General features: G+C 71.8%; 10 protein-coding genes. 7 read left to right on the top strand and 3 right to left on the bottom strand.

Annotated elements, in window-relative coordinates; all coding sequences use genetic code 11:
- Positions 1–102 precede the first annotated feature (102 nt).
- Together ENE75_RS09725 and ENE75_RS09720 are read left to right on the top strand one after the other, a co-directional pair.
- Positions 103–1,392 carry an amidohydrolase family protein gene (locus tag ENE75_RS09725; RefSeq protein ID WP_128198059.1) on the top strand — a complete coding sequence of 430 codons (1,290 nt, stop codon included), beginning with the start codon at positions 103–105 and terminating at the stop codon, positions 1,390–1,392.
- Between the two features lie 39 nt (positions 1,393–1,431).
- On the top strand, positions 1,432–2,049 hold the full coding sequence (locus tag ENE75_RS09720; RefSeq protein ID WP_128198058.1) for a glutathione S-transferase family protein: 618 nt from the start codon (positions 1,432–1,434) through the stop codon (positions 2,047–2,049).
- 9 nt (positions 2,050–2,058) lie between these two features.
- Here ENE75_RS09720 and ENE75_RS09715 read toward each other — a convergent pair whose 3' ends face one another.
- Positions 2,059–3,729, bottom strand: a complete 1,671-nt coding sequence (locus ENE75_RS09715) for an FMN-binding glutamate synthase family protein (RefSeq protein ID WP_128198057.1) — start codon at positions 3,727–3,729, stop codon at positions 2,059–2,061.
- Positions 3,730–3,905: 176 nt separating this feature from the next.
- Here ENE75_RS09715 and metX point away from each other — a divergent pair, with 176 nt between their 5' ends.
- The 3 genes from metX (at position 3,906) to ENE75_RS09700 (ending at position 6,834) form a co-directional block, all read left to right on the top strand.
- Positions 3,906–5,030: a homoserine O-succinyltransferase MetX gene (gene metX / locus ENE75_RS09710; RefSeq protein ID WP_128198056.1), complete on the top strand. Its 1,125-nt coding sequence runs from the start codon at positions 3,906–3,908 to the stop codon at positions 5,028–5,030.
- The gene (gene metW, locus ENE75_RS09705) at positions 5,030–5,614 is read left to right on the top strand and encodes a methionine biosynthesis protein MetW (protein WP_128198055.1); all 585 of its coding nucleotides are present in this window, start codon (positions 5,030–5,032) and stop codon (positions 5,612–5,614) included. Before metX ends, metW begins: the two co-directional genes overlap by 1 nt.
- An 83-nt stretch (positions 5,615–5,697) precedes the next feature.
- Positions 5,698–6,834 carry a PEP-CTERM sorting domain-containing protein gene (locus ENE75_RS09700; RefSeq protein ID WP_128198054.1) on the top strand — a complete coding sequence of 379 codons (1,137 nt, stop codon included), beginning with the start codon at positions 5,698–5,700 and terminating at the stop codon, positions 6,832–6,834.
- Here ENE75_RS09700 and ENE75_RS09695 read toward each other — a convergent pair.
- Positions 6,822–7,367, bottom strand: coding sequence for a sigma-70 family RNA polymerase sigma factor (locus ENE75_RS09695; RefSeq protein ID WP_128198053.1), 546 nt, complete (start codon positions 7,365–7,367; stop codon positions 6,822–6,824). The genes ENE75_RS09700 and ENE75_RS09695 overlap by 13 nt on opposite strands.
- 70 nt (positions 7,368–7,437) lie before the next feature.
- Here ENE75_RS09695 and ENE75_RS09690 point away from each other — a divergent pair, with 70 nt between their 5' ends.
- Positions 7,438–10,101, top strand: coding sequence for a serine/threonine-protein kinase (locus tag ENE75_RS09690; protein ID WP_158288904.1), 2,664 nt, complete (start codon positions 7,438–7,440; stop codon positions 10,099–10,101).
- A gap of 109 nt (positions 10,102–10,210) precedes the next feature.
- Here ENE75_RS09690 and ENE75_RS24845 read toward each other — a convergent pair whose 3' ends face one another.
- On the bottom strand, positions 10,211–12,181 hold the full coding sequence (locus ENE75_RS24845; protein WP_158288903.1) for a PKD domain-containing protein: 1,971 nt from the start codon (positions 12,179–12,181) through the stop codon (positions 10,211–10,213).
- A gap of 127 nt (positions 12,182–12,308) precedes the next feature.
- On the opposite strand from ENE75_RS24845, the gene ENE75_RS09680 reads away from it, so the two are divergent.
- Positions 12,309–12,623, top strand: a complete 315-nt coding sequence (locus tag ENE75_RS09680) for a hypothetical protein (RefSeq protein WP_128198051.1) — start codon at positions 12,309–12,311, stop codon at positions 12,621–12,623.
- Positions 12,624–12,625 lie beyond the last annotated feature (2 nt).

The raw sequence follows: 12,625 nt of genomic DNA, 5'->3' as shown, positions 1-12,625 counted from the left end.
GCCCGGTCATGCTGGCGCTGCCGGTGCGAAGTTGTTGGTTTGAGGCGCAGATCGTAGCGCCTTATGCCTGCCGTAGCATCGTTGAAGACCCGAGGAGCGCCGATGACCACCGCCTTGCTGATCCGCAACGCCACACTGCCCGACGGCCGCACCGGCATCGACCTGTTGTTGCAGGCCGGCTGCATCACCGCCCTGGGACCGGCGTTGCCCGTGCCAGCAGGCGCCGAGACCCTGGATGCCGCCGGCTGGCTGCTGAGCCCGCCGTTCGTGGATGCCCACTTCCACATGGACGCCACGCTGTCCTACGGCCTGCCGCGCGTGAACGCCAGCGGCACGCTGCTGGAAGGCATCGCGCTGTGGGGCGAGCTCAAGCCGCTGCTGACCCAGGAGGCCATCGTCGAGCGCGCGCTGGCCTATTGCGACTGGGCGGTGGCGCGCGGCATCGGCGCCATCCGCTCGCATGTGGACGTCTGCGACCCGCGGCTGCTGGCGGTGGAGGCGCTGCTGCACGTGCGCGCGCAGGTGAAGCCCTACCTGGACCTGCAGCTGGTGGCCTTCCCGCAGGACGGCGTGCTGCGCAACGCTGGCGCGCTGGACAACCTGAAGCGTGCGCTGGACCTGGGCGTGGACGTGGTCGGCGGCATCCCGCACTTCGAGCGCACGATGGCCGAAGGTGCCGAAAGCGTCAGGCTGCTGTGCGAACTGGCGGCCGAACGCGGCCTGCGCGTGGACATGCACTGCGACGAGAGCGACGATCCGCTGTCGCGGCACGTCGAGACGCTGGCCTGGCACACGCAACGGCTGGGCCTGCAGGGCCGGGTCACGGGCTCGCACCTGACGTCCATGCACTCGATGGACAACTACTACGTCAGCAAGCTGATCCCGCTGATGGCCGAAGCGCAGCTGCACGTGGTGGCCAACCCGCTGATCAACATCACGCTGCAGGGCCGCCACGACACCTACCCCAGGCGCCGCGGCATGACCCGGGTGCCCGAGCTGCTGGCCGCGGGCGTCAACGTGGCCTTCGGCCACGACTGCGTGCTGGACCCCTGGTACAGCGGCGGCTCGGGCGACATGCTGGAGGTGGCCTCGATGGGCCTGCACGTGGCGCAGATGACCGGGCTGGCGGCCATGCGCCAGTGCTTCGACGCCGTGACCGTCAACGCGGCCTGGGCGCTCGGCCTGGCGGGCTATGGCCTGGAAGTGGGCGCTCGCGCCGACATGGTGCTGCTGCAGGCGCGCAGCCCAGAGGAGGCGATCCGCCTGCGTGCAGCCCGCCTCGCCGTGGTGCGTGGCGGGCGCATCGTGGCGCGCGGCGCGCCGGCAACCATGACCCTGGACCTGCCGGGCCGTCCCTCGTCCGTGGACTTCACGCGACACCCCCCTCGATAGAATGGCTGGCGTCAGGGAAGCCTCCATAACATGCCATCCATGAAGCTCATCGGATCGCCGACCAGCCCTTACGTGCGCAAGGTGCGCGTGGTGCTGGCGGAGAAGAAGCTCGAGGTCCAGCTGGCCTACGAGGATCCCTGGAGCGGCGACGCCGTCATCAAGAACAACCCGCTGGGGAAGGTGCCCTGCCTGGTGATGGAAGGCGGCGAGGCGGTGTTCGACTCGCGCGCCATCGTCGAGTACCTGGACACGCTCAGCCCCGTGGGCAAGCTGATCCCCGGCAGCGGGCGCGAACGCGTGGAGGTGCGCACCTGGGAGGCGCTGGCCGATGGCGTGCTCGACGCCGCCATCCTGGCCCGCCTGGAAGCCACCTGGCCCGGCCGGGCCGATGGCGAGCGTTCCCAGGCCTGGATCGACCGCCAGATGCGCGCCGTTCAGTCGGCGCTCAAGGCCATGAGCCAGGGCCTGGGCGACAAGGCCTGGTGCCACGGCAACAGCTTCACGCTGGCCGACATCGCCGTCGGCTGCGCGCTGGGTTACCTGGACTTCCGCTTCCCGCAGATCGACTGGCGCGGCAGCCACCCCAACCTGCAGAAGCTGCACGACAAGCTTTCGGCGCGCCAGAGCTTCATCGACTCGGCCCCGCCGGTGGCCTGAACGGCGGCGTCAGCGGCTCAGTGCCGCGGCCTCGCCCTCGGCCGGCACGGCCGTGAAGCTGGCGCTGGACGCCAGCGGCCAGTACAGCCGGTAGACGTTGTGCGGCCAGTCCACCCGGCCTTCCATCGCCGCCAGCAGCACGCCCGGCGCCACCTGCGGCAGCAGGTTGCGCAGCAGGCGCACGTCGCTCTTGCTCACGCGGCGCACGATGTGCGCCATCGTGAACGCGTGCGGGTGGTCCAGGCCGGCAGCCTGGGTGAGCTCCTGCAGCGCGTGCAGCGTGTGGCGGTGGTAGCGATAGACCCGCTCGGCCTTGTCGGGCACCACCAGGGCGCGCTGGCGCCAGGGATCCTGCGTGGTCACGCCGGTGGGGCAGGTGCCGGTGTGGCAGCTCTGCGCCTGGATGCAGCCCAGTGCGAACATGAAGCCGCGTGCCGAGTTGCACCAGTCGGCGCCCAGCGCCATCGCGCGGGCGATGTCGAAGGCGCTGACGATCTTGCCGGCGCAGCCGATGCGGATCTTCTCCCGCAGGTTCAGCCCCACCAGCGTGTTGTGCACCAGCAGCAGGCCTTCCTGCAAGGGCGCGCCCACGTGGTCGGTGAACTCCAGCGGCGCCGCGCCGGTGCCGCCCTCGGCGCCGTCGACGACGATGAAGTCCGGCAGGATGTTGGTCTCCAGCATCGCCTTGCAGATGGCGAACCACTCCCAGGGGTGGCCGATGCACAGCTTGAAGCCGGTGGGCTTGCCCCCGGAGAGCTCGCGCAGCCGCTCGACGAACTGCAGCAGTTCCACCGGCGTCGTGAAGGCGCTGTGCGCCGCCGGGCTGATGCAGTCCACGCCCACCGGGATGCCGCGCGTCTCGGCGATCTCCGGCGTCACCTTCGGCCCGGGCAGCATGCCGCCGTGGCCGGGCTTGGCACCCTGGCTGAGCTTGATCTCGATGAGCCGCACCTGCGGTTCTGCCGCCTGCTGCGCGAAGCGCTCCGGGTCGAAGCGGCCGTCGGCATCGCGGCAGCCGAAGTAGCCCGAGCCGATCTCCCAGACCAGATCGCCGCCGTGCTCGCGGTGGTAGCGGCTGATCGAGCCCTCGCCGGTGTCGTGCATGAAGCCGCCCTTCTTCGCGCCGCCGTTGAGCGCGAGGATGGCGTTGGCCGACAGCGAGCCGAAGCTCATTGCCGAGATGTTGAACACGCTGGCCGAGTACGGCTGCGCCCGGCCTTCGCCGATGGTGACGCGGAAGTCGTGGCTGGGCAGCTGCGTCGGTGCCAGCGAGTGGTTGATCCACTCGTAGCCCTCGGCCTGCACGTCGAGCTGGGTGCCGAAGGGGCGCTTGTCGCCTTCGGACTTCGCGCGCTGGTAGACCAGGCTGCGTTGCTGGCGCGAAAACGGTGCGGCCTCGTGGTCGGCCTCGATGAAGTACTGGCGGATCTCCGGCCGGATGAATTCCAGCAGAAAACGCAGGTGGCCGATGACCGGGTAGTTGCGCAGCACCGCATGGCGCTTCTGGCGCGCGTCGCGCAGGCCCAGCAGCGTCAGGAACAGCCCAAGCAGAGCCAGCCCGCCGCCGACACCGAAGGCCACCCAGGTGAAGGTGGCCAGCAGACAGAGCACCGAGCAGGCCAGCCAGGCCCACCAGCGCACCGGAAAGTAGGCGTCCAGTCGGCGCAGCCACTCGTGCATGGGGCAGTCTCCATCGGCCGTCGGAGGCGGCCGTCTTGCTGCGCGCGACGATAACCGCGGTCGCTATACTTGCGATGCGCCGATTTGTTCCGGATTGCGGGCGCTTTATCAAATGCCGCTAAAAGGGGACGCCGACCCGGTGTCCGCCTTTGCCGGCGGCACCGGGTTTCTCGTTCATGGCCTCCCTCGGACTCGTCACACCGCAGCGCATGCACTTTGCCGAGCCGCTGCCGCTGCGCAGCGGCGCGGCACTGGCCGAATACACGCTTGTCTACGAGACCTACGGCACGCTCAACGCCGCGCGCAGCAACGCCGTGCTGGTTTGCCACGCGCTCAACGCCAGCCACCACGTGGCCGGCGAGGACGCCGACGGCCAGCGCGGCTGGTGGGACAACCTGGTGGGCCCCGGCAAGCCGGTGGACACCGACCGCTTCTTCGTCATCGGCGTCAACAACCCCGGCTCCTGCTTCGGCTCCACCGGGCCGATGCACACCAACCCGGCCACGGGCGAGCCCTGGGGTGCGGACTTCCCGGTGATGACGGTGGAGGACTGGGTCGACGCGCAGGCCCGCCTGCTCGACCGCCTGGGCATCGATCAGCTGGCCGCGGTGCTGGGCGGCAGCCTGGGCGGCATGCAGGCGCTCAGCTGGAGCCTGCGGCACCCGGCGCGCCTGCGCCACTGCGTGGCCGTGGCTACCGCGCCCAACCTGTCAGCGCAGAACATCGCCTTCAACGAGGTGGCGCGGCGCGCCATCGTCACCGACCCCGACTTCCACGGCGGCCACTTCTACCGCCATGGCGTGGTGCCGGCGCGCGGCCTGCGCGTGGCGCGCATGATCGGCCACATCACCTATTTGTCGGACGACTCGATGGAGGCCAAGTTCGGCCGCCAGCTGAGGGAACAGACCCTGGCCTACAGCACCCAGGCCATCGAGTTCCAGATCGAAAGCTACCTGCGCCACCAGGGCGAGAAGTTCGCCGGCTACTTCGACGCCAACACCTACCTGCTGATCACGCGTGCGCTGGACTACTTCGACCCGGCGCGTGAGCACGGCGGCAGCCTGGCGCGCGCCTTTGTGCCGGCGCAGGCCAGGTTCCTGCTCGTGAGCTTCACCACCGACTGGCGCTTTTCGCCGGCGCGCTCGCGCGAGATCGTCAAGGCGCTGGTGGACAACCGCCACAGCGTGAGCTACTGCGAGATCGACGCGCCGCACGGCCACGACGCCTTCCTGCTCGACGACCCGCGCTACTTTGCGGCGATGCGCGCCTACTTCGACAACATCGCGCGGGAGTGCGCCTGATGGACGCCCGCAGCGGCCTCGCCCACATCGCCGAACTCGTGCCGCGCGGCAGCCGCGTGCTCGACCTGGGCTGCGGCAGCGGCGCCTTCCTGGCCCAGCTGCGCGACGAGCGCGGCTGCCGCGGCATCGGCATCGAGATCGACGACGCGATGGTGGCGCAGTGCATCCGGCGCGACGTGAAGGTGCTGCAGCTCAACCTCGAGGACGGCCTGAGCCTGTTCGACGACGACAGCTTCGACGTCGTGCTGCAGCTCGACACGCTGCAGAACCTGCGCCACACGGAACAGCTGCTGCGCGAGACCGCGCGCGTGGGTCACCAGGCCGTCGTCAGCTTCCCGAATTTCGCGCACTGGCCCAACCGGCTGAGCGTGCTCCGCGGGCGCATGCCGGTGACCAAGGCACTGCCCTACCAGTGGTTCGACACGCCCAACATCCGCGTGGGCACCTTCGCCGACTTCGAGCTGCTGGCGCGCCAGTGCGGCCTGCGCGTGCTGGACGCCTTTGGTCTGCACGAGGGCCGGCGCATCGACCGCTGGCCGAACTGGCGCGCCAGCACCGCGGTGTTCCACTTCGAGCGCGGCTGACGCGATCGCTGCGCCGGGGAATCTCCGGCGGTTTGCTGCTTTCTCCGGTACGGGCCCGCGTGGAGGCCCCTCGGAGGAAGACCATGACCGCCCCTGACCTGACCCCGCCCACCCCGTCACGCCCGCTGCGCCTTCGCCATCTGGCCGCCGCCGCCGCACTGTGCCTGGCCGCCGCGACACCCGCGACCGCGGCCACGGCCCAGCAGTCGTTGCTGTTCAACAGTGGCACCCAGAGCATCTGGGGCTCGGGCGGGTCGGCCGGCTTCGGCGCCAGCGGCTACGCCGTCGGCAACCATTCGCTGGGCATCTCCTACAGCCTGAGCGCCAGCAGCGGCACCGTGCGCTCGCAGGTCGGTGCGCAACTGGGCGCCGATTTCGCGGACACCGTGGCCTGGGACCAGCGCAACGCCGTGCAGGTGGGCTTCGACTTCTTCGGCAACCCCTCGGCCAGCCAGTTCAGCACCGACCTCGGCGCGCACGCTCGGGTCTCGGCGCACCTGAACCTGAACCTCGGCGTACCCATCGGCTGGAACCCGGCGCTGATGGACGTGGACTACCGGCTCGACATCGACCGCAGCTTCACCGCGGCGCTGCCGCAGTCCGTGACCGGCTCGGATGCCTTCACGCCGGCGAGCATCGGCGTGGGCCTGCCCACCTTCGGCATCGGCCTGGCCGGCGGCGCCGGTGTGGACCTGGACGTGCGGCAGAACGCGCAGTTCAAGCTCGACGGCCTCAGTGGCCTGGTGCAGGCGCGCCACCGCGACAGCGGCGACACCGTGCTGCAGGCGTTGACGCTGGACAGTTCGGCCGAGCAGTGGCTGAGCTTCGACCTCGCCAGCGCCGGCACCTGGGACTTCAGCTACCTGGACCTCAGCCTGGCCAACCGCTTCACGACCCAGTTCGCGATGGACATGCTGGCCTACGTGGAATACGGCGTGGGCGTGTACTGCGGCGACCTCGGCACCGACGACGACAACTTCGCCTGCACCGACGACCGCCTGCGTGCCAACCTCGCCGGCGTCAACCTCTTCCGCAGCCCGGAGATCCAGCTCGCCTTCGGGCCGCTGGACACCGGCACCGCCTTCAGCGTGGAGGTGCTCGCGGCCCCCGTGCCGGAGCCGGCGTCCCTGCTGCTGATGCTGGCCGGCAGCGGCGCGCTGCTGATGCGCCGGCGGCGGCTGCTGATGGCCGACGGCGGGCGCGTCGATCAGGCCAGCTGATCGCGCAGCCAGGCCTTGGCGAAGCGCAGCTCGGTGTCGATGGTGGAGGGCGACAGTTGCATCACGGCGGCCATCTCGTCGTAGGTCAGGCCGCCGAAGTAGTGCAGTTCCAGGATCTGCGCCTTGCGCGCGTCGAAGGCCTCCAGCCGCTGCAGCGCGTCGTCGAGGTCGCTGATCTCGGCGCTGGGCGTGCCCACCACGTCCAGCGCTTCGTCGAGCTGCGCGTGGACCATGCCGCCGCCACGCTTGGCGGCGCGGTGCGCCTCGCCATGGTTGACGAGGATGCGCCGCATCTGGCGCGTGGCGATGGCGTAGAAGTGCGCGCGGTCGGCCCAGTCCACCTTGGCGTCGGCCAGCGCGATGAACGCCTCGTGCACCAGCGCCGTGGTCTGCAACGTGTGGTCCGGCCGCTCGCCGCGCATGGCGCCACGCGCCAGGCGGTGCAGCTCGCGGTAGACCAGTGGCGTCAGCTGTTCCAGCGCCTGGGCATCGCCGCTGCGCCATGCGGCCAGCAGTTGCGTGACGTCGCTCATGGCTGTAGGGACTCAAGGCGCGCCATGGTGCGATGGTAAGGTCAGGCGGCCACGTCAAGGAGAGCAGGCCATGGACGGCCCACGCTGGCAGCGTCTGCAGCAGTTGTTCCAGGATGCCCTGGCGCTGCCGGCAGAGGCACGCCACGGCATGGTGGCTGAACTGGGGGCCGAAGACCCCGAGTTGGCCAATGCGCTGCGCCGCCTGCTGGCCCAGGACGCGGCCGACGACGCCACCGTGCGCGGCGCCATTGGCCAGGCCGCGGCGCGGCTGGTGGGCTCGCGGCAGGCGTCGCGCATCGGCGAGCGGCTGGGCCCCTGGCGCGTGGTGGCCCACCTGGCCGACGGCGGCATGGGCGCCGTCTACCGCGGCGAGCGCGACGATGGCCAGTACGCGCAGCAGGTCGCCATCAAGCTGCTGAACCCGGCCTTCGCGTCCAACGACGCGAAGGCGCGGCTGGAGGTCGAGCGGCGCATCCTCGCGCGGCTGGAACACCCGGCCATCGCCCGCCTGCTCGACGGCGGGCGCACCGACGACGGCGTGCCCTACCTGGTGATGGAGTACGTCGACGGCGAACCCATCGACGCCTGGTGCGAGCACCGCTGCCTGGGCACGGCCGCACGGCTGAGACTGTTCGTGCATGTCTGCCGCGCGGTGGACCACGCGCACCGCAACCTGGTGGTGCACCGCGACCTGAAGCCGGCCAACATCCTCGTCGACACCGAGGGCCGGCCCCGGCTGCTGGACTTCGGCATCGCCAAGCTGGTGGACGGCGCGCCCGGCGTCACGCGCACCGGCGAGCGGGTGCTCACGCCCAGCCACGCCAGCCCGGAGCAGATCACCGGCGGTGCGGTGACCACGGCCACCGACGTCTATGCGCTGGGCGTGCTGCTGTACGACCTGCTCACCGGCCGCGCACCCTACGGCGGCCCGGGCACGCCGCCGGCGGCGCTGGCGCGGCAGATCGTCGAGACGCTGCCGCCGCGGCCCAGTGCGGCGGTGACCGAGGGCCACAGCAGCCGGCGGCTGTCGGCCGCGCGCGCCCGCGGCGAGCGTCTGACGCCGCAGCGGCTGGCGCAGGAGCTCAGCGGCGACCTCGACAACATCGTGCTGATGGCGCTGCGCAAGGAACCCGAGCGCCGCTACGCCACGGTGGCCGCCCTGGCCGACGACATCGAGCGCAGCCTGGCCCATCTGCCGGTGCGCGCCCGGCCCGACACGCTGGGGTACCGCGGCGCCAAGTTCCTCCGCCGGCATCCGGTGGCGGTGCCGGTCAGCGCATTGGCGGTCGTGCTGGCCGTCGGTGGCGCCGGTGCCTTCACCTGGCAGCTGGCGCGCGAACGTGACCGGGCGCTGGCCGCCGAGACCAGCACGCGGCGCACCGCCGAGGTGGTGTCGTCGCTGCTGGAGAGCACCACCGCCGAGCAGGGCGGCTCGGCCGAGGTCTCGGTGCGCGACATGCTCGAGCGTTCACGCCGGCGCATCGAGAGCGAGCTGGCCAACGAACCCGAGGTCGCCGCGCGCCTGCGCCACGTGCTCGGGCGCGCCTACTACAGCTGGTACGACTACGACGCGGCGCTGGCGCAGCAGCAGGCTGCGCTGGACATGCTGCGTCGGCTGCACCCGGAACCCAACGAGGACGTGGCCCGGGTGTACACGTCACTGGGCAATGTCACCCACGGCCTGGGCCGATTGGACGAGTCGCTGGACTGGGCCCGCCGCGCCGAAGCCGAATGGCGGGTGGTGGGCACGCCGGTGCAGCGCGCCGTCGCCGTCGGCGATGTCGGCGCCGCGCTGAATTCGCTGCGCCGGCTGGACGAGGCGCGCGACCTGCTGGAGCGGGCGGTTCGCGAACTGCGGTCCGCCGTGCCGGGCGACCACTTCGAACTCGCGTACTACCTGCAGTACCGGGCCTACAACCGCTATCGGGCGGGCGACCTGGAGGTCGCCCTGGCCGGCTACCGCGAGGCCCTGGCGATGTACCGCCGCCTGGGCACCCGGCTGCCGCAGGTGGTGGACCTGCAGGAAACCATGGCGGCGCTGCTCGACGACCTGGGCCAGATCGAGGAGTCCGAACAGCTTTCGCGCGGGCTGCTGCCGCTGGTGGTCGAGCTCTACGGTGGCGACGGCGGCGGCAGCGTGGTCGGCCTGCACAACCGGCTGGCGTCGATCGCGCTCGCGCGCGGTCAGTTCGACGATGCCCTGCGGCAGGCCGACCTTGCCCGCGAGGCCTCGGTGCGCCATCTCGGCCCGCGCCACCGTTACGAGGCCTCCCAGTGGCTGCAGCGCGCCAGCGCACTGATGGGTCTGGGCCGGCTCGACGAGGCCGAGGCCGCCGTCCGAGAGGCCGAGTCGGTGCGCCGCACGGCTGTCACCCCCGACTCGCCAGACCACCTGACCACCGCCGTCGCCCAGGCCCGGCTGGCGCTGGCGCGCGGCCAGCCAGCGGAGGCCGAGGCGCGCCTGCAGCCCTGGCGCGACCAGCGCGCGCCGACGCAGCGCAACCAGGTGGCCTTGGAATGGCATCTGGCCCTGGCCATGGCGCTGCAGGGCCGGCGCGACGAGGCCCGTGCATTGGCCGCCCTGCGGGACCTGCCACCGTTCGTGGCCGAGCCGTCGGTACAGGCGCTGGACCGGGCGCGTGCGGTGCACGACGCGTTGCTGGCCCGCCTGGGACCGGGCGCACCGGCCGTCGCGGATCTGGCGGCTGCGATGTGGCCTGCAGGCCCACGCTGAGCTTCGGACCTGGTGCGAGGCGGTGCGCATCGGGTGCCGCACCGACACGGAAAAGGGCGGCCACGACGTGGCCGCCCCTTGCGCCGGCCCGTCACCGGGCCGAAAGGCCTCACCAGTTGCGCTGCCCGCTGCGCCCCGGCTGCCCGTTGCTGCCGTTGGTGCCGCTGGTCGAGCCGCCGCCGCCGGGATTGCCGATCGTGAAGGTGTTGCCGTCGCCCAGGGTCGGCAGCACGCCGTCGAACGGGTCGATGTCGTACAGCGTGAAGCTGTAGCCGCCTTCGCCGCCGTTGCCGCCGGTGCTGCCGGCACCGCCGCTGCCGCCGTTGCCGCTGGTCAGCACATTGCCGGCCACGCTGGCTGCGACGTCGGGGCCGAACACGACGGCGAACGAGGGCCCGCCGCCGCCGGCGCCGCCACGGCCACCGCTGCCGCCCGAGCCGCCGTCGCGGCCGGAACCACCACCGCCACCGCTGCCCAGCACGCCCAGGTCGTCGCCCGCGGCTCCGCTGCCACCGTCCCCGCCCGAGCCCCCGCTGCCGCCGGCGCCACCGGTGCCACCGGCCCCACCGGTACCGGCCGCGATGGTGTTGGCCATCACCTCGGACTGCGCCACCGCGTACAGCCAGACCCCGATCGACGCGCCGCCGCCCCAGCCGCCAGTGCCGCCGCTGCCGCCTGCGCCGCCTTCGCCGCCACCACCACCGCCACCGCCGACCACGCCGACGTTGTTGGCCTCGCCGCCGCCGCCGCCGCCGCCGCCGCTGCCGGCGCCACCGGTGCCGCCGGACCTGCCGCGATCCGCCACGAAACTGGCACTGTCGCTGCCGGCGCCGCCACCGGCCGCGCCAGGCACCCCCGGGCCACCGGTGCTGCCGAATCCGCCGGCGCCGCCACCGTCGGCGTCGTTGCCGCTGCCGGCGCTGCCAGCGGTGCCGCCGGAAACGGTGCCACCCAGCGGTGCCGAACCATTGCCGCCTGCAGCACCTGCGCCGCCGTCGCCGTTGACGCCGCCACCGCGCTCACCGCCGCTGCCACCGTTGCCCCCGGGCCCGCCGCTGCCACCCGGGGCACGCCGGCCGCCGTCACGGTTGCCGTTGCTGCCGTTGGCGCCATCGGCGCCGCGGCTTCCGCTGGTACCGGCGGCGCCGTGGCCGCCGGCACCGGCCGTGATGCTGTTGTCGTGCACCGCCGCATGGGCCATGCGGAACACGTAGACCCCGTAGCTGCTGGCCGGGCTGTCGGCCGTGCCTGGGCCCACGTCGCCAGCCACCACATCATTGAAGGCGACCGTCATGCGCGCCGAGCCGTTGCCGGTGGCGGCGATGCCGGTCACGCTGTCGCTGGCGCTGGCCGAGCCGGCGGCAAGGACCATCAGGCCGCTGACCCAGGTGTCGTGGTTGACGGCGCTGTATTGCACACCCGACGAGTTGGTGCGCACTTCGGCCTTGCGGGCTTCGGCGTCTCGCACCCACCCGTTGCCGTAGCCACCGTACAGGCTGGTGCCCGAGGGCATGGCCAGCGTGCTGCCCGACTCGTCATAGGTCTGGCCGCTGCCGCTGCGCAGATAGAGGTCACCCTGCGTGCTGCCCACCTGGGCCAGCGCATGGCGGATCGTGGCGTACGGCGCGTCCATCGAGCCGCTGCCGCTGCTGTCGCTGCCGGCCGTCGCGTCGACGAAGAGGGCATTGGCCGCATCCTCGAGCACGTGCACCGTCAGGCGGTCGCCGGGGCTGCTGGCCGTGCCGTCGTTGACCACCAGCTCGAACTCCAGCGTCTGCACGTCGGTGGGCGCTGTGAAGCTGGGCGTGGCGCCTTCCAGCACGCCGGAGCCGCCGGTCACGTCCGCGCCAGCCGTCTGGCGCCAGCGGTAGGTCAGGGTGTTGCCATCGGCGTCGCTGCTGGCGCGGCCATCCAGGGTGACGGACGTGGTGCGCGAGGCCAGCACGTCGGCGCCGGCGTCGGCCACCGGAGGCGTGTTGCTGGTGCCACCGCCGCCATCACCTCCACCGCCGCCGCCACCGCAGGCGGCCAGGGCCATCGCCGCCGCCGCGGCCAGGGTGCTCTTGCTGAATCGGGTCATCGTTGCTGCTCCTGGGTTGACGCGGGCATCGACGGCCCACGAGGGTTGAAGCAGAAATGGGCGGGCGATTCCCCGACCCCCGAATCGGGGGTGCCTACAATGACAGGCCCTCTCCAACGACCTCGCCATGGACCTGAAACTGCCCATCACCATCGTCGACGAGTTCAGCGACGACGAAGTGCGGGCCACCGGCGTGCTCGACCTCGCCAGTGGCGACATCTACGACGTCAAGCACCAGGACTACGACGTGGCCACCGAGGGCCTGCCCGCCGAACGCGAGGACTACGAGTTCAGCTGCGGCATCCTGTCCAACGGCAGCAAGGAAGTGGAGTTCCGCGTCGAGGTCAACGCGGTCACTGGCCGCTACTCGGTGACGCCCAGCGAACTGCTGGAGCTCAAGGGCCGGGCCGCCAAGCTGTTCAGCGCCCCGCCCGGGCGCTGAGC

Source organism: Rubrivivax albus (assembly GCF_004016515.1).
Classification (GTDB): domain Bacteria; phylum Pseudomonadota; class Gammaproteobacteria; order Burkholderiales; family Burkholderiaceae_C; genus Rubrivivax; species Rubrivivax albus.
The sequence above is the reverse complement of the archived record's forward strand: the minus strand, read 5'-3'. Positions and strand labels throughout refer to the sequence as shown.